This window comes from Actinospica robiniae DSM 44927, from assembly GCF_000504285.1.
In the GTDB taxonomy this organism is placed as follows: Bacteria; Actinomycetota; Actinomycetes; order Streptomycetales; family Catenulisporaceae; genus Actinospica; species Actinospica robiniae.
In genome coordinates, this window is the sequence record NZ_KI632511.1 from 5,185,118 (window position 1) to 5,204,062 (window position 18,945).

At 72.5% G+C, this 18,945-nt stretch carries 16 protein-coding genes; 2 read left to right on the forward strand and 14 right to left on the reverse strand.

Features of this window, described 5'->3' with window-relative positions:
* Nucleotides 1–119: 119 nt before the first annotated feature.
* From trmD to ffh, 5 genes are all read right to left on the reverse strand, one after another.
* Nucleotides 120–899 (reverse strand): tRNA (guanosine(37)-N1)-methyltransferase TrmD, encoded by a 780-nt coding sequence (gene trmD / locus ACTRO_RS21830; RefSeq protein WP_051451188.1) that lies wholly within the window; start codon nt 897–899, stop codon nt 120–122.
* A gap of 12 nt (nt 900–911) precedes the next feature.
* A complete protein-coding gene (gene rimM / locus ACTRO_RS21835) occupies nt 912–1,454 on the reverse strand; it encodes a ribosome maturation factor RimM (RefSeq protein WP_034276086.1) in 543 nt (180 codons plus the stop codon).
* 44 nt (nt 1,455–1,498) lie between these two features.
* Nucleotides 1,499–1,738 (reverse strand): RNA-binding protein, encoded by a 240-nt coding sequence (locus ACTRO_RS21840; protein WP_034265751.1) that lies wholly within the window; start codon nt 1,736–1,738, stop codon nt 1,499–1,501.
* 2 nt (nt 1,739–1,740) lie between these two features.
* On the reverse strand, nt 1,741–2,196 hold the full coding sequence (rpsP, locus tag ACTRO_RS21845; RefSeq protein ID WP_034265753.1) for a 30S ribosomal protein S16: 456 nt from the start codon (nt 2,194–2,196) through the stop codon (nt 1,741–1,743).
* Nucleotides 2,197–2,401: 205 nt separating this feature from the next.
* Complete coding sequence (gene ffh / locus ACTRO_RS21850; RefSeq protein WP_034265755.1) at nt 2,402–3,943, reverse strand: signal recognition particle protein; 1,542 nt, start codon at nt 3,941–3,943, stop codon at nt 2,402–2,404.
* A 129-nt stretch (nt 3,944–4,072) separates the two neighbouring features.
* Here ffh and ACTRO_RS21855 point away from each other — a divergent pair, with 129 nt between their 5' ends.
* Entirely contained in the window at nt 4,073–4,966 is an 894-nt protein-coding gene (locus tag ACTRO_RS21855; protein WP_063628053.1) for an exonuclease domain-containing protein, read from the forward strand.
* A 159-nt stretch (nt 4,967–5,125) separates the two neighbouring features.
* On the opposite strand, the gene ACTRO_RS21860 is transcribed toward ACTRO_RS21855, so the two are convergent.
* From ACTRO_RS21860 to ACTRO_RS21875, 4 genes are all read right to left on the reverse strand, one after another.
* Nucleotides 5,126–7,453, reverse strand: coding sequence for a [protein-PII] uridylyltransferase (locus tag ACTRO_RS21860; protein WP_051451189.1), 2,328 nt, complete (start codon nt 7,451–7,453; stop codon nt 5,126–5,128).
* Between the two features lie 97 nt (nt 7,454–7,550).
* Complete coding sequence (locus ACTRO_RS21865) at nt 7,551–7,889, reverse strand: P-II family nitrogen regulator (RefSeq protein WP_034265757.1); 339 nt, start codon at nt 7,887–7,889, stop codon at nt 7,551–7,553.
* Entirely contained in the window at nt 7,889–9,271 is a 1,383-nt protein-coding gene (locus tag ACTRO_RS21870) for an ammonium transporter (RefSeq protein WP_034276091.1), read from the reverse strand. The genes ACTRO_RS21865 and ACTRO_RS21870 overlap by 1 nt, the downstream gene beginning before the upstream one ends.
* Nucleotides 9,272–9,460: 189 nt before the next feature.
* Nucleotides 9,461–10,975: an NsdA family TPR-like regulatory protein gene (locus ACTRO_RS21875; protein ID WP_051451190.1), complete on the reverse strand. Its 1,515-nt coding sequence runs from the start codon at nt 10,973–10,975 to the stop codon at nt 9,461–9,463.
* 293 nt (nt 10,976–11,268) lie between these two features.
* Between ACTRO_RS21875 and ACTRO_RS21880 the strand changes: the two genes are divergently transcribed.
* Entirely contained in the window at nt 11,269–11,802 is a 534-nt protein-coding gene (locus ACTRO_RS21880) for a bifunctional DNA primase/polymerase (RefSeq protein ID WP_051451191.1), read from the forward strand.
* Nucleotides 11,803–11,872: 70 nt separating this feature from the next.
* Here the strand turns inward: ACTRO_RS21880 and ftsY are convergent, their stop codons facing one another.
* From ftsY to ACTRO_RS21905, 5 genes are all read right to left on the reverse strand, one after another.
* The gene (gene ftsY, locus ACTRO_RS21885) at nt 11,873–13,075 is read right to left on the reverse strand and encodes a signal recognition particle-docking protein FtsY (RefSeq protein ID WP_425394862.1); all 1,203 of its coding nucleotides are present in this window, start codon (nt 13,073–13,075) and stop codon (nt 11,873–11,875) included.
* A gap of 52 nt (nt 13,076–13,127) precedes the next feature.
* The gene (locus tag ACTRO_RS21890; RefSeq protein WP_157436366.1) at nt 13,128–13,874 is read right to left on the reverse strand and encodes a hypothetical protein; all 747 of its coding nucleotides are present in this window, start codon (nt 13,872–13,874) and stop codon (nt 13,128–13,130) included.
* A 3-nt stretch (nt 13,875–13,877) separates the two neighbouring features.
* A complete protein-coding gene (locus ACTRO_RS21895) occupies nt 13,878–14,198 on the reverse strand; it encodes a hypothetical protein (protein WP_034265761.1) in 321 nt (106 codons plus the stop codon).
* A gap of 216 nt (nt 14,199–14,414) precedes the next feature.
* Entirely contained in the window at nt 14,415–18,011 is a 3,597-nt protein-coding gene (gene smc, locus ACTRO_RS21900) for a chromosome segregation protein SMC (RefSeq protein WP_034265763.1), read from the reverse strand.
* 317 nt (nt 18,012–18,328) lie between these two features.
* Nucleotides 18,329–18,538 carry a hypothetical protein gene (locus ACTRO_RS21905; protein ID WP_034265766.1) on the reverse strand — a complete coding sequence of 70 codons (210 nt, stop codon included), beginning with the start codon at nt 18,536–18,538 and terminating at the stop codon, nt 18,329–18,331.
* Nucleotides 18,539–18,945 lie beyond the last annotated feature (407 nt).

Below are 18,945 nucleotides of genomic sequence, written 5' to 3' on the forward strand. Positions count from 1 at the left end.
GCCGCTCCCCCTGTGGCAGGGGCAGGCGCCAACGGTCGACGGCACACCGGCTACCCAGTCTCGCACGGGCGCGCGTGTTTTCAGAAATCAGCCCGACGCGCCGACCGTGGCGGCGGATCTCAGTCCTGGCGCGGGTTCCAGCCGAGCGCGTCGAGGGCGGCCCGGTCCTTCTTGTCCAGGGTGCCCGGGTCGAGGGCGGCGAGCAGATCGGGGCGGTGCGCGGCGGTACGGGCCAGAGCCTGGTCCCGCCGCCAGCGGGCGACGGCGCCGTGGTTGCCGGAGGTGAGCACCTCGGGCACCGGGCGGCCGCGCCACTCGGCCGGCTTGGTGTAGACCGGGCCCTCGAGCAGTCCGGCCATCGCGCCCTCGGCGAACGAGTCGTCGCGGGCTGATTCGGCGTTGCCCAGGACACCGGGCAGCAGCCGGGCCACGGCCTCCACGATCACCAGGACCGCGGCCTCGCCGCCGGCCAGGACGTAGTCGCCGATGGACAGCTCCTCCACCGCCATGGTCTCGGCCGCCGCGTCGATCACGCGCCGGTCGATGCCCTCGTAGCGGCCGCAGGCGAACACGAGGTGGCCGCGGGCGGCCAGCTCGGCCGCCTTGGCCTGGGTGAACGGGCGGCCGCTGGGGGTGGGCACGACGAGTGTGGGCGGGGTGGCGACGTCGTCCGCGGCGGTGACCGCGTCGAGGGCCAGCGCCCACGGCTCGGCTTTCATGACCATGCCGGGGCCGCCGCCGTACGGGGTGTCGTCCACGGTGCGGTGGACGTCGTAGGTCCACTGCCGCAGGTCGTGCGTGCGCACCTCGAGCAGGCCGCGGTCGGCCGCCTTGCCGAGCAGGGAGACCCGCAGCGGCTCGAGGTACTCGGGGAAGATGGTGATGACGTCGATGCGCATGCGCGGGGGTGATCAGTCCTCTTCGGGCGCCGCGGGGGCGGGCTCCGACAGCTCGAGCAGGCCCTCGGGCGGGTCGGCGATCACGAGGCCGCGCTCGAGGTCGACTTCGGGCACGAATTCCTCGATGAAGGGCAGCAGCAGCTCGCCGCCGTCGGGGCGGCGGATGGAGAACAGGTCCTGGGCCGGGCCGTGGATCATCTGCTCGACCACGCCGAGCTCCTCGCCCTGCACCGTACGCACGGCCAGGCCTTCGAGCTGGTGGTCGTAGTACTCGTCCGGGTCGTCCGGCAGCTCGTCCGGGTCGACCTCGGCCACGAGCATCGTGTTGCGCAGGGCCTCGGCGCCGTTGCGGTCGTGCACGCCCTCGAACGAGAGCACCAGCCGGCCGCCCTGCACCCGGCCGCGGCTGACGGTCAGCGGACCGCGGGCGGCGGGTTCGGTGAGCAGCTCGGCACCGGCGGCGAAGCGCAGGTCCGGGTCGTCGGTGCGCACCTCGACGGTGACCTCGCCCTTGACGCCGTGGGCCTTGCCGATACGCCCGACGACGAGTCGCAGCAGCTCGCGCGACTCGTCGTCGGTTTCGTGCGGGGTGGGCATGCTCAACGCAACCCGGGCGCTTCGACGAGGTCGATGCGCACGGCGCGGCCCCCGAGGGCGTGGATCACGGTCCGCAGCGCGTTGGCGGTGCGACCCTGACGGCCGATCACCTTGCCGAGATCCTCGGGGTGCACGCGCACCTCGAGGATCCGGCCGCGGCGCAGCGTGCGGTCGCGGACGCTGACCTCGTCGGGGTGTTCGACGATGCCCTTCACCAGGTGTTCGAGGGCCTCTTCGAGCATGCTCAGGCCTCGGTGGTCTCGGCGGCCGGGGTCTCGGCGGGGGTCTCCGCCTCGGCCTTCGGCGCGTCAGCCTTCTTCTCGGTCTTCTTCTTCGGCGACGCGGCCGGCTTCGGCTCGGACTCGGCCTCCTTGGCGGCGGCCTCGAACAGCGCCTTCTTGTCCGCCTTCGGAGCCGCGACCTTCATCGGCGCCGGGGCGGGCAGGCCCTTGAACTTCTGCCAGTCGCCGGAGACCTTGAGGATCGCCACGACCGACTCGGTCGGCTGCGCGCCGACGCCCAGCCAGTACTGCGCCCGGTCGCTGTTGACCTCGATGAAGGACGGGTCCTCCTTCGGGTGGTACTTGCCGATCTCCTCGATCGCGCGACCGTCACGCTTGGTGCGGGCGTCGGCGACGACGATGCGGTACTGGGGGGTGCGGATCTTGCCCAGGCGCTTCAGCTTGATCTTGACTGCCACGGGAGTGGAATCTCCTGAATTCTGATACGGGTGGACCGGCGGGAACGGTGCGTGGGGATTGCTCCGACTCGCCCGCCCGAAGGACACGGACGCCCGACGGAGAGAGGGGCCGAGGGGTGCCGAGTGCTCAGCCGCCTATTATGCCAGACGTGAGCAGCGGTTCCGTCCGCCCGGGGCGAATCGGCCGCCGCTCACGCGAGCGGGCTCAGCCGAGCATCTTCTTGAACTCGTCCGGCAGTTCGAAGTTCTGCGGCACCTCGGGGGCGGCGGCGCCGTTCGCGGCGCGCTCGGCCTTCGCGGCCTCGTCCGCCTTGCGCTTGGCCGGGTTGCCCGAGCGGGACTTGTTCTTCTGCCGCGCGGCCTGGGCGTTGGCCTTGGCCTTCGCGCTCATCCGACGGCCGCCGCCGGCGCCGAAGCCGGGCATGCCGGGCAGGCCGGGAATGCCGCCGCGGCCCATCGACTTCATCATCTTCTGCGCCTCGGCGAAGCGCTCGAGCAGGTTGTTGACGGCCGAGACGTGCACGCCGGAGCCCTTGGCGATACGGGCGCGGCGGGAGCCGTTGAGGATCTTCGGGTCGCGCCGCTCCTGCGGGGTCATCGAGCGGATCATGGCCTGGACCCGGTCGATCTCGCGGTCGTCGACCTGGGCGAGCTGCTGCTTCATCTCGCCCATGCCCGGGAGCATGCCCATGATCTTGGAGAGCGACCCCATCTTGCGGATCTGCTCCATCTGGGACAGGAAGTCGTCCAGCGTGAAGCCGTCCCCGCCCATGAGCTTGCGGGCCATCTCCTCGGCCTGCTGGGCGTCGAACGCCTTCTCGGCCGTCTCGATCAGGGTGAGCACGTCGCCCATGCCCAGGATGCGCGAGGCCATCCGGTCCGGGTGGAAGACGTCGAAGTCATCGAGCTTCTCGCCGTTGGAGGCGAACATGACCTGGCGGCCGGTCAGCTGGGCCACCGACAGGGCCGCGCCGCCGCGGGCGTCGCCGTCGAGCTTGGTGAGCACCACGCCGTCGAAGCCGACGCCGTCGAGGAAGGCCTGGGCGGTGGTGACCGCGTCCTGGCCGATCATCGCGTCGAGGACGAACAGGATCTCCTGCGGGCCGACCGCGTCGCGGATGTCGGCGGCCTGCCGCATCAGCTCGTCGTCGATGCCGAGGCGGCCCGCGGTGTCGATGACGACCACGTCGTGCATCTTGGAGTGGGCGAAGTCGATCGAGGACTTGGCCACGGCGACCGGGTCGCCCACGCCGTTGCCCGGCTCGGGCGCGTAGACGGCGACCCCGGCGCGCTCGCCGACCACCTGGAGCTGGGTGACCGCGTTGGGGCGCTGCAGGTCGGCGGCGACCAGCACCGGGGCGTGGCCCTGGGCCTTGAGCCAGCGGCCGAGCTTGCCGGCCAGGGTGGTCTTGCCGGAGCCCTGCAGACCCGCCAGCATGATCACGGTCGGGGGCTGCTTGGCGAAGCGCAGCCGCCGGGTCTCGCCGCCGAGGATGCCGATGAGCTCCTCGTTGACGATCTTGATGACCTGCTGGGCCGGGTTCAGCGCCTGGGAGACCTCCGCGCCCATGGCCCGCTGCTTGACCGCGGCGATGAACGGGCGCACCGCGGCGAGCGCGACGTCCGCCTCGAGCAGCGCGATCCGAATCTCCCGGCAGGTGGTGTCGATGTCCTCTTCGGACAACCGGCCCTTCGTGCGCAGGGATTTGAAGGTCGCTGCCAGGCGGTCGGAAAGCGTGTCGAACACGGCGGCGTCAGTCCTCAGTAGTCAGGTACGGGAAGCTGGTTTCCCGTCCAGGGTAACCGTTGCGCCCGGGATGTCGGTGGGCTCGCCTATCGTGAGAGTCAGTCAACTTCAGAAAGGGTCGGTCGGCAGATGGCTACCAACCGTTTCCCCGGCACGTGCAAGACCTGCGGCCAGCAGGTTCCGGCCGAGGCGGGCGAGCTGCGCAAGGAGCAGGGTTCCTGGGTGGTCTACCACGCCGCATGCCTGCCGCCGGCCGGGCCGGGCTGGCATACGGGCCTGCTCGGATCGTACGACTGCGAGACCACCGGGCGCGACCCCCTCGAGGCGCGGCTGGTCTCGGCCTCGTTCGTCACCAGCGACGGGGCGCGGCACGACTTCCTGGTCGACCCCGGGATCGAGATCCCGCCGGAGACCACGGCCGTGCACGGCATCACCACCGAGTACGCCCGGGAGCACGGGTCCGCGCCGGCCGAGGCACTGGATCAGATCGCCGAGCTGCTCGCCGCGCACCTGGCCGCCGGGCGGCCGCTGGTGGTGTTCAACGCGCCCTACGACCTGACCCTGCTCGAGGTCGAGCTGGAGCGGCACGCGCTGCGCTCGCTGGCCGACCGGGTGGGCCGGATCGCGCCGGTGATCGATCCGCTGGTGATCGACAAGGCGGTGGACCGCTTCCGCAAGGGCAAGCGGAACCTCGAGTCGCAGTGCGCCCACTACGGCGTGCAGATCGAGGGGGCGCACGACGCGGCGGTGGACGCGGTGGCCGCACTGGAGGTGGCCAAGGCGCTGGCCGAGCGCTACCCGGAGATCGGGCAATCGTCGCTGGCCGACCTGCACCAGCGGCAGGAGGAGTGGAAGGAAGCCTCGGAACGGGACTTCGCGGCCTACCGGCAGCGCCGCGGCGAGGAGTACGTGGCCGAGCCGGGGTGGCCGGTGCGGCTGCGGACGCCGGTGCCGCGCCAAGTCGAGCGTGAGGCGGCACCGGCCGTCGAGCCGCTGCCGGAAGCGCCCGGGGCGCTGTTCTAGCCGTTTCACGCTCGGTCCGGGCGGTGTTCCACGCTCGTCGGCCGATGTTCCACGTGGAACATCATGCATCGGTACGCATAATGTTCCACGTGGAACACGCCACCGGACCCGCCGCCCCTCGGTCCGGCCGAGAACTCGCTCAGCTCAGCTCGGCGTAACTCAGCTCAGGGCGGCGTGCACGGCGTCGACCAGTTCCTCCGAGGCGGCCGAGCCGATCGCCTCGGCGCCGGCGTCCGGGCGCAGGTAGAAGACATCCACAGCCTGGGGACCGAGCGTCGCGATCCGGGCCCGGGTGATGTCGCCGCCGATGCCCGCGATGGCCGAGGCGATCCGGTGCAGCAGTCCTGGCGAGTCTTCCGCGCGTACCTCCAGCACCGTCGCGTCACGGGACGCTCCGGCGAGCAGCCGCACCGACGGCGACGGGGTGAGCGCCGCTTGCTTGCGGACCGACGCGCGCTCACGATCCCTGGTCTCCAGCCGCTCGCCGACCTTGAGCGTGCCCGACCTCGCGCTGCGCAGGTCGGTCCGCAGCCTCCCGAGGTCCGGCAGCGAGCCGTACTCCGCCGCGACCGTCCACCGCTGTACCGCGTACGGCACACCGTCCGCTTCCACGGTGTTGATCTCGGCGGCGAGCACTCTGATATGACGTAGCGTCAGTACTCCGGCGACCAGGGCCAGCACGCCGACCTGGTCCGGGATCGCCACGTCGATCCGGCCGATTCCGGCGCTACCGGGGGCCAACGCCTTCACCGCGATCTGGTCCGATGCCGCGACTGCTTGCGAGACCAGGGTCTGATCCGCTTCGTCGTCGGCGTGCGCGGCGCTCGCGCTTCCCGCGGATCCGACTCCGCCGGTCAGAACCGTCTTGGCCCGCGCGGCCAGTTCCCGGTAGAGCGAAGCGCGCCAGGGCGACCAGACCGCGGGGCCGGTGGCCTGGGAGTCGGCTTCCGTCAACAGGTGCAGCAACGCGACGAACTCCGCCGGGCCGGTGCCCGAGTCCGCCGCGGCCGCGAGCAGCGGCGCGAGGGTCGCCGGATCGGCGGGATCACGGTGCACGGCAAGCTCGGCGAACAGCAGGTGATAGTGCGTCAGCGCGGTCAGCGTGGCGACGTCCGCGGGCGCGAAGCCCAAGCGGGCGGCCAGTTTCGCGGTCAGGTCCGCGCCGATCTCGCAGTGGTCGCCGGGCAGCCCCTTGCCCAGGTCGTGGCACAGCGCCGCGGCGAGGAGAAGGTCGGGGCGAGAGACGCGACGCGTCCGCTCGGCCGCATGCACCACCGTCTCGATGATGTGACGGTCCACCGTGTGCACGTGCAGGGCGTTGCGCTGCGGCAGGGACCTGATGCGCTCCCACTCCGGCAGCAGCCGGACCAGGATCCCGGTGCGGTCGAGTTCCTCCCACACCTGAACCAACCCCGGGCCGGCGCCCAGCAGCCGCAGCAACTCGGCGCGCGCGGCCTCGGGCCAAGGCTCGGTCAGATCCGCCCCTGCCGACGCCAGACGCTCGAGCGACGCGGGCGCGATGGGCAGCCCCGCACGCGCCGCCGCGGACGCGATTCGCAGCGGCAGCACGGGATCGCCGAGGTCTGCCGCGAGCGCCAGGGCCGCCTCGCCCTCGGCCCGCACCACACCGTCGGCCAGCGGCTCACGTGGCGGCGCCGAACGACGCAGCAGGCCGCCGATCCCCGTGGAACGGTTGCGGGCCGCGAGCGCCTGCTCCACGCGGCGCCAAGCCACATCGCAGGCGTAGTCGATGGTGCGCGCGGCGTCGGCCACGGCCGTCATCAGCTGATCCGCGCCCGCGAAGTCGAGTTCCGCGGCGAGGTCGTCCTGCTCCTGCAACAGCAGGCGATCCGCGGACCGGCCCGTCCGCATGTGCAGGGCGAAGCGGACGTCGAGCAGAAACTCCTGTGCCTGCTCGGGTGCCCCGTGCGGCACGTCCGCGATCCAGCTGGCCGCTATGGCGGTCAGGCTGTCCGCGTCCCGTAGGCCGCCCGCGCACTCCTTGAGGTCGCCCTCCAACCGGTAGGCGAGCTCCCCGTGGCGCTCCCGCCGCTCCTCGCGCATCTGCCGCAACTCCGGCAGCCGCTTGACCGCGTGCTTGCGCCAATCCGCCAACAGCGTCGCGCGCAAAGCCTCGGTGAGGGCCGGATCCCCGGCCACGTGACGTGCCGTCAGCATGCCGAGCGCGACCGGCAGATCCTGCTGGGCCACGCTCCTGGCCTCGGCCACCGTGCGGACCGAGTGGTCGAGCATGGTCTTGGCGTCCCAGATCGGGTACCAGATCGAGTCGGCGAGCCGGCCGATCTCGGCCTGGTCGCGCGAACCGTCGTGGAGCAGGACGACGTCGAGGTCGCTGCCCGGGCACAGCTGCCGGCGGCCGTAGCCTCCGACGGCCACCAGAGCCGCCCCTTCGGCCTCGCCCAGAAGCCGGGCCAGCCACTCGTCCGCCGCCTCGGCCCGTTCCCTGCGCTCCTGCGCGTACCGCATCCGGCGACCCTCCTGTGGGCTCGGCGTTCGTATGTCCACGGCCCGTGGCGCCCCGCCGGGAGTCCGACGGGGCGCCACGCGGGCCGCTGCGTGGTGGCTAGAGCGCCTCGGCGCCGGTTTCGCCGGTGCGTACCCGCACCACGGTCTCGACCGGGGTCACCCAGACCTTGCCGTCGCCGATCTTGCCGGTCTGCGCGGCCTTGGTGATCACGTTCAGCAGGTCTTCCACATCGTGGTCCTCGGCGAGCAGCTCAATGCGCACCTTCGGCACGAGATCCACGGTGTACTCGGCGCCGCGGTAGACCTCCGTGTGGCCGCGCTGCCGGCCGTAGCCCGAGGCCTCGGCCACGGTCAGCCCGTGCACGCCGAAGGCCTGCAACGCCGTCTTGACCTCGTCCAGCTTGTACGGCTTGACCACTGCGGTAATCAGTTTCATCAGGCGTCGACCTTCTCCTCGACGGACCCACCGTCGACGGTGGGAGCTTGGGCGGTCGCCGCGGCCACGCTGACCGCGGCGCGGTGCAGGGTTCCGGCCAGGCCGCCCCAGTCGTAGGCGGTCTCGGCGTGCTCGGCCTGGTCCACACCGGCGATCTCGTCCTCGGTGCTCACCCGCAGGCCGATGGTCAGATCCACCAGCTTGGCCAGCAGGAAGGAGATCACGAACGAGTACGCGAAGACGATACCCGCGCCCTCGGCCTGGGCCCAGAGCTGATCGAGTCCGCCGCCGTAGAACAGGCCCGGCCGGGCGCCGTTGGTGTAGGCCGCCACCTCGATCTTGTCGGCGAACAGGCCGATCAGCAGGGTGCCGAGGATGCCGCCGACCAGGTGCACGCCGACCACGTCGAGCGAGTCGTCGAAGTCGAACCGGTTCTTCAGGTTCACCGCGTAGCAGCAGATGAAACCGGGGATCAGGCCGACGAAGATCGCGCCCAGCGGGGAGACCGAGGCACAGGCCGGGGTGATCGCGACCAGGCCGGCCACGGCGCCGGAGGCGGCGCCGACGGTGGTGAACTTGCCGTGCTGGATCTTCTCCGCGGCCAGCCAGCCGATCACCGCGGTGCAGGTGGCGACCTGCGTGTTCATGAAGACCACCGAGGCCTGGCCGCTCGCGGTCAGCGCCGAGCCGGCGTTGAAGCCGAACCAGCCGAACCACAGCAGGGCCGCGCCCAGCATCACGAAGGGCACGTTGTGCGGCCGCATCGGGTCCTTCTTGAACCCGACCCGCTTGCCCAGCACCAGCGCGCAGGCCAGGGCTCCGGCACCGGCGTTGATGTGGACCGCGGTACCGCCGGCGAAGTCCATCACGTGCAGCTTGGCGTTGATGAAGCCGTTGGGCGAGAAGACCCAGTGCGCGACCGGGAAGTAGATCAGGGTGACCCAGCCGGCCACGTACACGGTCCAGCCGACGAACTTGGTGCGGTCGGCGATCGCCCCGGAGATCAGGGCCGGGGTGATGATGGCGAACATGAGCTGGAAGCAGGCCACGGCGAACAGCGGGACGTTCGTGGCCCCGTACGTGCCCGTGTGCGAGCCGGACTGGATGCCGGTGGAGATCCCGTGCATCCCCCACTGCGCGAAGGTGCCCCAGAACCCGTTGCCGCTCGCGTCGTTCGCGTTACCGAACGATACCGACCATCCGTAGAGCACCCAGGCCACGGTGACCACGGCTATACAGATGAAGTTCATCATCAGCATGTTCAGCACGCTCTTGGCGCGGACCATGCCGCCATAGAAGAACGCCAGGCCCGGCGTCATCAGGAGGACTAGCGCGGAGCTCGCGAGCACCCACGCGGTGTTGCCTGTATCCACTGTTGGCATGTTCACGTTTCCTTCGGATGGCCACGTTCTCGTCAAGGTCAGGAGTGCGGTGCGATGGTTCATTACGATCGCGGCGGTCTGTTGCCGCTCTGAACGCGCGTTGTTTCCTGACCGTGACGGAATGCTCCGCGAGGTTACGTGTTCGTGAATGCCGCGGTCCGCCGGACCGCTCCGGCGGACCGGGGCTGATCAGCCGGAGGACGAGGCGGCGGCGCTGTGCAGGCCGGGGACGCCCGGCATGCCGGGCAGGGCGTGCTCGGCGTGGTCCCGTTCCTCCGGGAAGGCGGCACGCACCCGGGCCGCGGCCTCGCGCAGCTTCTCCTCGGCCTGCCGGGAGCGGATGCGCACGGCGAGCCCGCCGGCGGTACGCAGCGCGGCGACGGCCGCGGCGCGGTGGCCGAGCACGGCGTGCGCCTCGGCCGAGCCGGTGAGCGCTTCGACCCGGCCGCGCAGCTGCCGCGGGAAGTCCCGCTCGTAGAGCCCGGCCGCGGTGTCGAACTCGGCCGCGGCCTCGGCCGTCAGCTGCGGCAGCCGGGCGGCGAGGTCGCGCAGGGTGCGGGCGGACTCGAGCCGGACCGACGCCGGGGTGAAGGCGGGCGGCCACGGGTGGTTCGCCGTGGCCGAGGGCGGGCAGCCGCCGCCGTGCTCGGTCGACCAGCCCTTGGCGTGCAGGGTGCGGGCCCGCTCCAGCGCGTGCCGGGCCGGCTCGGTGCGGCCGAGGGCGCCGTATCCGCGCGCCTCGACCAGGTCGACGAACGCCGCGGGCAGCGGGTCGAGCTCGCCGCGGGTGGCGGTGCGCCCGACGATGAGCAGGTCGAGGGCGTCCTGAGCCCGGTTCAGGCCCACCAGCTGGCGCGCGGTGGTGGCGAGGATGACGGCGATGGTGTTGCGGTCCGTGCTCTCCTTGGCCGCGTGCAGGCCGAGCACGAGGTAGCGCTGGGCGGCCGCCTGCAGCCCGCTGTCCAGGGCCATCTCGCCGGCCAGCAGGCAGTACTGGGCCGCGATCCGGAAGATCCTGGGGTGGGCCGGCTCCGGGCTGTGCCGGATCAGCTCGGCCACCTCGTAGAGCTGCCCGGTCACCGCGGCCCGGCGGATCCCGCCGCCGACCGCGGCCTCCCAGTCGCGGAAGACCCGGAGGGTCTCCTCGAGCTGGTCGGCCAGCACCGCGGCCCGCCCCGGCCGGGTGCGGCCCTGGGCGTGCCCGGCCGCCGCGGGGTCGCCGTGCTCGGACGGCGGGCGCTGCGGCGAGGGGACCAGCGGCAGCAGCCAGCGCTTGACCGGCTCGATCAGCGCGGTGCCCGCGGCCAGCGGCGGCGCGCCGTCCCCGGCCCGCCGCGACGGGTTCGGCCCGAGCAGCAGGTCGCTGCGGCAGAACTCGGCCAGCAGCTCCGCGGTGCGCTCGGGGCCCCAGGGCAGGTCGGCCAGGGTGCCCGCGATCGGGCTGGAGGGCTCGCGCAGGCCGAGGTCGCTGAGGGTGACCACGCAGCCGAAGCGCTCGCTGAAAAGCTCGGTCAGGATCCGCGGGATCGGGTCGCGCGGCTGTTCGCCGTCGAGCCAGCGGCGCACCCGGGAGGTGTCCGTGGCCACGTGCGTCGCGCCCAGATCCCGGGCCCGGCGGTTGACCATGCGGGCGACTTCGCCCTTCGACCAGCCGCTGCGCTGGAACCAGGAGGCGAACAGGGCGTTGGGTACGCGTTCAGGCACCGGGGATCCCCGCCGTCCCGTCCTGCCTCGGGGTCCGCGCGTCGAGACCGCCCGGCCTTGCCGAAGTAGCCGTGTCGCTCATGGTGAGGCGAAGGTAACGCCTTGGAGCCGCGTCCCGCAGGCGAATGAAGAAATGCGCCAGGATTCGCCACCCGTGACGTCCTGCGAACGGGGCGCCGGATGGCTAGCGTTTACCGGGAGAACGGCCGCGTGGGAACGGCCGAGGGCTGTCCGCTCGCCGGAACATGAAGATCCTTGGGACTGAACAAATGCTGCGTGGGCCGAATCTCGGAATGCTGCCGCGCCAGGCGCGCCGCCCGGCTCAGGGGGCCGTGCGCGTGACGACGCGCCAGTGCGCGGTGCGCTACGCGGCGTACGGCTGGCCGGTGACGACGGGGACGACCACCCCGACCCGGGACCCGGAGCGGGCGCAGACGCTGTGGTCGATGCTGCCCAACGCGTCCGTGTACGCGGCCTGCGGCGAGGCCTTCGACGTGGTCGAGGCGGACGCGCCGTCCGGCCGGGCCGCGCTGGTGCGCCTGGAGCGCCTCGGCGTGCCGGTCGGCCCGGTGCTGTGGGTGCCCGCGCTCGACCGGATCGGCTTCCTGGTGTGCTGCGGCACGCTCGGGCCGGTCACCTCGCTGCTCGACGCCGGCTACGAGCTGCGCGTGCTCGACCCCGGCGACCTGGTCGAGCTGCCCGGGCCGCCCGGCGGCCGGGTGCGCTGGCTGCGCGAGCCGGCCCCGGTCGGCACGCCGGCCCTGCCGCCCGCGCACGTCGTGCTCGGCGGGATCGCGGGCTGCCGGGTGGGGCCGCGGCACGGCTGAGACGCCGAAGGGCGCCCCCTCGCGAGGTGGGCGCCCTTCGTCCATGCTCAGTGCATCAGCGGGCCGCCGGTCAGCTCCCGACCAGCGCGTCCACGAAGGCCGCCGGGTCGAACGGGGCGAGATCGTCCGCGCCCTCGCCCAGGCCCACCAGCTTCACCGGCACGCCGAGCTCGCGCTGCACGGCGATCACGATGCCGCCCTTGGCCGTGCCGTCCAGCTTGGTCAGCGCGATCCCGGTGATGTCCACGACCTCGCGGAAGACCCGCGCCTGGACCAGGCCGTTCTGGCCGGTCGTGGCGTCGAGCACCAGCAGCACCTCGTCCACCGGGCCGTGCTTCTCGACCACGCGCTTGACCTTGCCGAGCTCGTCCATCAGGCCCGCCTTGGTGTGCAGCCGGCCCGCCGTGTCGATCAGGGCCGTGTCCACGCCGAGCTCCTTGGCGTGGCGCACCGCTTCGAAGGCCACCGACGCCGGGTCCGCGCCCTCGGCGCCGCGCACGGTCGTCGCGCCCACCCGCTCGCCCCAGGTCTGGAGCTGCTCCGCCGCGGCGGCGCGGAAGGTGTCGGCCGCGCCGAGCACGACCGAGCGGCCGTCCGCCACCAGCACCCGCGCCAGCTTGCCGGTGGTCGTGGTCTTGCCGACGCCGTTGACGCCGGCCACCAGCACCACCGCCGGGCCCTCGCCGTCCTCGCGCAGCGAGCGCACGGTCCGGTCCAGGCTCGGGTCCACCAGCTTGAGCAGCTCCTCCTTGAGCAGGGTGCGCAGCTCGTCCGGGGTGCGGGTGCCGAGCACGCGGGTGCGCTTGCGCAGCGCCTCCACCAGCTCCTGGGTCGGGCCGATGCCGAGGTCGCTGGTGAGCAGGACCTCCTCGATCTCCTCCCAGGTGTCCTCGTCCAGCTTGTCCCGGGACAGCAGGGAGAGCAGACCCTTGCCGACCGCCGTGTTCGAGCGGGCCAGCCGGGAGCGCAGCCGCACCAGGCGGCCGGCCGTCGGCTCGGGCGCCTCGAGCGCTATCCGCGGCGTCTCCTCGAGATCCACCGTGATCGAGTCGGCCGGCGGAGCGAGCGCCTGCGGCGAGCCCTGCTCCTCCCGCTCCTCGGCGCTCGGCTCCTGGCCGAGCTTGAGGCGCAGGTCCTCCGGCGAGCGGCGTTCCGAGGGCGGCAGCAGGCCCGAGGCGCGCTTGTTCCTCCCCCGCACGAGGAACGCGGCCACCAGGCTCGCGAACAGCACTCCGGCGATGACGCCGATGATCACAGTCTCCATGCGGTCCATTCTGTCAGGAACCGGACGCCGCCCAGGCCACGCGCTCCCCGGGGCGTCCGGCTCACTCCAGCCCGGCCAGGTCGAACACGAAGCGCATGGCCTCGATCCGCTTGAAGCCGCGCACCGCGTCCAGGATCTTGGTGACGTCCGAGCGCAGGGTGTTGAGCTTGCCGCCCAGGAAGGCGATCTTCTTGGCCACATAGGCCAGCTCGGCCTGGGCCTGCGCGGCGGCGACCGGAGTGACCGTGCCCGCGGTGAGGAACTCGGCCACCAGCAGGCCGCCCAGCGAGCCGATGAGGATATTGATCAACATCAGCACGGTGCCCTCGGCCACCTGCGCCTCGCTGCGCACCGCGCGCACGCACTCCCAGGTGGTGCGGACCGAGCCGGCCAGCGCGTCGAACTCGTCCAAGTACGCGGCCAGGGCCGGCTCGAAGCGGTCGGCCTCCTCGCCGTGCCAGTCCGGCCGCAGCGCCTCGGCCGCCGCGCGCAGCTGCCCGGCCGCGGCGGCCAGCTCCTGGTAGCCGTGCTCCCACAGCTTCTCCACCCGCTCCAGCTCGGCCCCGTCGCCGGTCAGCGCCTCGAGCGCGTGGAACGGGTTGGGCGCGCCGGTGTGGTCGCAGATGAAGAAGATCAGCTTCCGCTCGATCGTGCCGATGCCGGGGATCGGGATCGCGGGAAGGTGGAAGTGGGACAGGTGTTTCCGGCCGATCTCGGCCAGCGCGGCCTGGTCGAGCTGGGCCGGCGCGTGCTCGTGGTAGCAGGACGGGTCGTCCGCCACCGCGTCGTAGTGGTGCATCCAATGCATGGCTTACTCCCCCGCCTCGCGCGGCGGCGGGACGGGGGCGGCCGGGCCGGCGAACTCGGCCAGGAACTGGCGCGCCACCGCGCCCGCCTCGGCCAGGTTCTCCTCGGCCTTGGGCAGCCGGTCGTGGTACGCGTCGCGCACCTTCCCGGCGTCGATCAGTTTTCCGAAGGCGTGTTCGTGCACGGTCGCGGCCTCGAGGCTCGCGGCCAGCCCGGCGCAGCGCCGCTCCACTTCGGCCAGCGCGTCGACGAGCGCCCGCACCCGTTCCGGCGCGACCCCCGGCAGCTGCCTGACAGCCCCGTTCACCCCATCCGGCTCGGTCACGCGTGCAGCGTATCGAGCCCCATCAGGGAAGTGAATACGCCTGTGGCTAGGGCGCGTTTGAGAAGTAGCGTCGGATCAGGCCGCGGTGTCTGACGCGTGCGCTCGCAAGGCGCCGGGTCGGGCGCATACTCGCCTCGTCTGTAACCGCTCCGGCAACGCAGCGAGCGTGCGTGGCAGGCGTCGCGGCCCCGGCGATACTTCTCCAACGCGCCCTAGCTAGACGTCTGCCGAGACGACCTGCGCCGGGACGTGGTCGTGCATCTCGCCGTCGCGCCGCAGCTTCTGCGAGATCACCGTGGTCACGCCGTCGCCGCGCATGGAGACGCCGTAGAGCGCGTCGGCGACCTCCATGGTCCGCTTCTGGTGGGTGATCACGATCAGCTGGGACGAGGCGCGCAGCTCCTCCATGATCGCGATCAGCCGCTGCAGGTTGGTGTCGTCGAGGGCGGCCTCGACCTCGTCCATCACGTAGAACGGCGAGGGGCGGGCCTTGAAGATCGACACCAGCAGGGCCACCGCGGTCAGCGACCGCTCGCCGCCGGAGAGCAGGGAGAGCCGCTTGACCTTCTTGCCCGGCGGCCGGGCCTCGACCTCGATGCCGGTGGTCAGCATGTCGCTCGGGTCGGTCAGGTACAGCCGGCCCTCGCCGCCCGGGAAGAGCCGGGAGAAGACGCCCACGAACTCGCGCTCGGTGTCGGCGTAGGCCTCGGCGAAGACCTGCTCGACCCGCTCGTCCACGTCCTTGACCACCTGGAGCAGGTCGGCCCGGGTCTTCTTGAGGTCTTCGAGCTGCTCGCTGAGGAACTTGTACCGCTCCTCCATCGCGGCGAACTCCTCGAGCGCCAGCGGGTTCACCTTGCCCAGGGCGGTGTAGTCCTTCTCGGCCTGGCGCAGCCGCTTCTCCTGCTCGACCCGCACGAACTTGACCGTGCCGGGCTCCCCGTTCGCGTCCACGACCGGGACCGGCGCCTCCGGTCCGTACTCGGCCACCAGCGCGGTGATCGCGACGCCGTGCTCCTCCATGGCCTTCTCCTCGAGCTGCTCGAGGCGCATGCGCTTCTCGGCCCGGGCCACTTCGTCGCGGTGGGCGGCGTCGGTGAGCTGGTCGAGCTCTCCGGCCAGCTCGCGGCCGCGGGTGCGCAGCAGGCTCAGGCGCGCCTCGCGCTCGGCCCGCTCCTTCTCCGCCTGCTCACGCAGCGCGCCGGCCTGGGCCAGCGAGATCTCCAGGCAGGCCAGCGTCTGGCGCACGCCGGAGACCACGGCCCGGGCCACCCGCGCCTGCTCGCTCGCCACCGCCTGCCGTTCGGCCGCGCGGGCCCGCGCCTCACGCTCGGCCCGGGCGGCGCGGTCCAGGCCGTCCGCCCGGCCGGCCAGCGAGCGCGCCCGCTCCTCGCCGGTGCGCACGGCCAGCCGCGCCTCCATCTCGGCCGCACGCGCGGCCGTGGCCTCGGCGGCGAGCTCGTCGCGCAGCTCGGTCGAGTTCTCCTCGCCCTCGGCCGAGGTCTCGGCCGCGGCCGCGGCCTCCTCGTGTTCGAGCTCGAGGTCGACGAGCGTGCTCTCGTCCTTCTCCCTGGCCTGCTTCGCCGCGTCGGCCGCCTTGGCGTAGCGCTCGACCTCGGCCAGCGCCGCGCGGGCCTGCCCGCCGAGCCGGCCGAGCTGCTGGGCCACCGAGGCCTTCTGCGCGTCCGCGGCCCGGCGCTCGGCCACCAGCGCGTCGAGGTGCTGCTTCGCGGCACGCTGCTGGTCGGTGGCCTGCTCGAGGTCGATCCGCAGGCTCCTGGCCCGCTCGATCGCCTCGGCCAGCTTCTCCGCCGCCTCGTCCACCGCGGCCTGGATCTCCAGCAGCGAAGGGGCGCTGGAGGAACCGCCGTGCGCGATGTGCCGGCCGAGCACGTCACCCTCACGAGTGACGGCGACCAGCTCGGGACGGGCCTCGAGCAGACGACTCGCCTCGCCCAGGTCGTCCACTATGGCCATGCCGTACAGCAGCCGCTCCACCGAGGCGCGCATCTCCGTCGGCACCCGCACGAGCCCGGACAGGTAGCGCGCGTACGACGGCAGCTCCGGCAGCTCGGCACCCTGGTAGTGGGCGCCGCCGATCACTATGGCCGCCCGGCCCTTGTCCTCGGCCTTCAGCAGGCGCATCGCGTTGACCGCGGCGTCCGGAGAGCCGACCGCCACCGCGTCCGCGGCCAGGCCGAGCGCCGCGGCCACGGCCGTCTCCGCGCCCTGTTCGATCGTCAGTATCGCCGCGACCGAGCCCAGCATCCCGGAGAGCCGGTCGGTGGCGGCGAGCAGCGCGCCCGCGCCGTCCTTGCGGTTCAGGCCGAGTTCGAGGGCTTCCTTACGGGCCGCGAAGGCTCCGCGCTCGCGCTCCGCGTCGCGCTCGGCCGCCCGCAAGGCGGTCAGCCGCTCCTCGGTCTCGGCCAGCGCGGTGGTGGCCTCCTCGACCTCGGCGTCGAGGCCGTCTCCGTCCTCGATCCCCTCGACCTGCGCCTTGAGCTCGTCGTATTCGTGCTGCACCGAGGCGGCCCGCCCCCGTGCCTCCTCGTGCGCGGCCTCGAGCCGGCCCAGCTCCGCGTCCGCGGCGGCCAGCTTCGAGCGCACCGCGCCCACCCGGCCGGCCAGCTTCGCCAGGTTCTCCCGGCGGTCCGCGGCCGAGCGCACCGCCGCGGCGAGCCGCCGCTCCTCGGCCCCGTGCGCCGCCTCGGCCTCGCCGCGCCGACGCACCGCGTCCGCCAGCGCCTCCTGCGCCTGGGCGATCTCCTCGGCGAGCGTGTCCTCCTGCTCGCGGATGTACTCGGCCTCGCGCTCCATCTCCTCCGGATCGCGGCCGTGCCGCTCCGTCTGGGCGCCCTGCGCCAGCTGGGTCAGGTTGCGCAGCCGCTCCCCCGCCAGCGAGCTGGTGCCACGCAGCCGCTCCCGCAGCGAGGAGAGCCGGTACCAGGCCTCCTGAGTCGCCGCCAGATGCGGTACGAGCTCCTGCACCGAGCGCTCGAGCTCGGTCTCCTGCGCCAGGCAGCTCGCCACCTCGCGCTCGATCCGGGCCCTGCGTTCCTTGACCGCCTGGTCGTCCGCGGTCTCCTGCTGGTAGGCGGTCTGCAGCGTGACGAACTCGTCCGCGAGCAGGCGCAGCCGGGCGTCGCGCAGGTCCGCCTGGATCGCCACGGCCCGCCGGGCCACCTCGGCCTGCCGGCCCAGCGGCTTGAGCTGGCGGCGCAGCTCCGTGGTCAGGTCGGTGATCCGGGTGAGGTTGGCCTGCATCGCGTCCAGCTTCCGCAGCGCCTTCTCCTTGCGCTTGCGGTGCTTCAGGACGCCCGCGGCCTCCTCGATGAACGCCCGCCGCTCCTCCGGGCCGGCCTGGAGCACCGCGTCGAGCCTGCCCTGGCCGACGATCACGTGCATCTCGCGGCCGATGCCGGAGTCGGAGAGCAGCTCCTGGATGTCGAGCAGCCGGCAGGCCGTGCCGTTGATCGCGTACTCGGACCCGCCGTTGCGGAACATGATCCGCGAGATGGTGACCTCGGTGTAGTCGATCGGCAGGGCGCCGTCGGTGTTGTCGATGGTCAGGCTGACCTCGGCCCGGCCCAGCGGCGGGCGGCCGGAGGTGCCGGCGAAGATGACGTCCTCCATCTTGCCGCCGCGCAGCGACTTCGCGCCCTGTTCGCCCATGACCCAGGCCAGGGCGTCGACGACGTTCGACTTGCCGGACCCGTTCGGCCCGACCACGCAGGTGATGCCCGGTTCGAAGCGGAGCGTGGTGGCCGAGGCGAAGGACTTGAAGCCGCGCAAGGTCATGCTCTTGAGGTGCACGTCGACCCGAGTTCCTAGGTGTCCAATGGCTGACCGACTACGCCACTCAGCGTACTGGGTGCAAGAGCAGAAGGGACGCCTTGGCGTCCCTTCAACGTACCTTCGCGTCCATGCGGTGGACGGCTCGCCGTCCCCTCGCATCCACGCGGCGGGCTGCGGGCGGTGCTGACACGGCGTCACGAGCCGCCCGTCCGCCGCCGGAGACCCCTGTTCTGGCAGAGGTCTCCCGTATGTTCAGTTGTGTTCGGCGCCGCCGGATGTGTTCGGACTCCGAGGCGCCCTGCCCGGGACCGACGGCGGGCGTCGGCCGGGACGCCTCAGGTGAGCGCGGGCTCGCGCTGCTCCACGGCGGCGAGCAGTTCGCGGTCGAAGGAGTCCGAGTGCACGGCCGCGGCCAGCGCGTCGTTCTCCGCCTTCGCGCGCCCGAGCTGGTCCTCGAGATCGCGTACGCGCTGCTGCAGCCTCCGGACCTCGGCGAGCATCCGCGGGTCCGTGCCCCCGATGTGTCCGAGTAGTGCCTTAGCCATTCCAGGATCCTCCACGTCGAGTGGACCGGCACGATCGGTCGGAACCGTGCCGTTACTTGTCACCGAGACCTTTTCCGCCACGGTGGATCTTGTGCTGCGCCGACGCCGCCCTAGTGGCCCGAACACGCGGGGCACTGGGGGCTGTAGGTGTGCACAGGGGGGTCGGAATCCGTGCACAGACGCAGCTTCCACTGGCGTCCCACGCGCTGAAATGGGCAGGTGCGCGGGCTTCTAGCGTCTCACCGCGGGCGCCCGCGGTCAAATCCGGCGCCACTTCGCACCCGCCGCCAGGTTTAGCCGCCCCTCGCGCGTGGTATTGACGGCGCTCACCCCGCGTTCAACGGCCTGTGCCACCCCGGGCGCGCGGGTCCGGCCGCCCGCGCCGCCCACCGGAAGGATTAGCCGCT

Bases quoted from the DNA above. Each gene is read 5' to 3' on its own strand.
- trmD (WP_051451188.1), bottom strand. From the start codon at position 899: ATGCGCATCGACGTCATCACCATCTTCCCCGAGTACCTCGAGCCGCTG.
- ACTRO_RS21840 (WP_034265751.1), bottom strand. From the start codon at position 1,738: ATGCTCGAAGAGGCCCTCGAACACCTGGTGAAGGGCATCGTCGAACAC.
- ACTRO_RS21855 (WP_063628053.1), top strand. From the start codon at position 4,073: ATGGCTACCAACCGTTTCCCCGGCACGTGCAAGACCTGCGGCCAGCAG.
- ACTRO_RS21860 (WP_051451189.1), bottom strand. From the start codon at position 7,453: ATGCGGTACGCGCAGGAGCGCAGGGAACGGGCCGAGGCGGCGGACGAG.
- ACTRO_RS21865 (WP_034265757.1), bottom strand. From the start codon at position 7,889: ATGAAACTGATTACCGCAGTGGTCAAGCCGTACAAGCTGGACGAGGTC.
- ACTRO_RS21870 (WP_034276091.1), bottom strand. From the start codon at position 9,271: ATGCCAACAGTGGATACAGGCAACACCGCGTGGGTGCTCGCGAGCTCC.
- ACTRO_RS21880 (WP_051451191.1), top strand. From the start codon at position 11,269: ATGCTGCCGCGCCAGGCGCGCCGCCCGGCTCAGGGGGCCGTGCGCGTG.
- ftsY (WP_425394862.1), bottom strand. From the start codon at position 13,075: ATGGACCGCATGGAGACTGTGATCATCGGCGTCATCGCCGGAGTGCTG.
- ACTRO_RS21890 (WP_157436366.1), bottom strand. From the start codon at position 13,874: ATGCATTGGATGCACCACTACGACGCGGTGGCGGACGACCCGTCCTGC.
- ACTRO_RS21905 (WP_034265766.1), bottom strand. From the start codon at position 18,538: ATGGCTAAGGCACTACTCGGACACATCGGGGGCACGGACCCGCGGATG.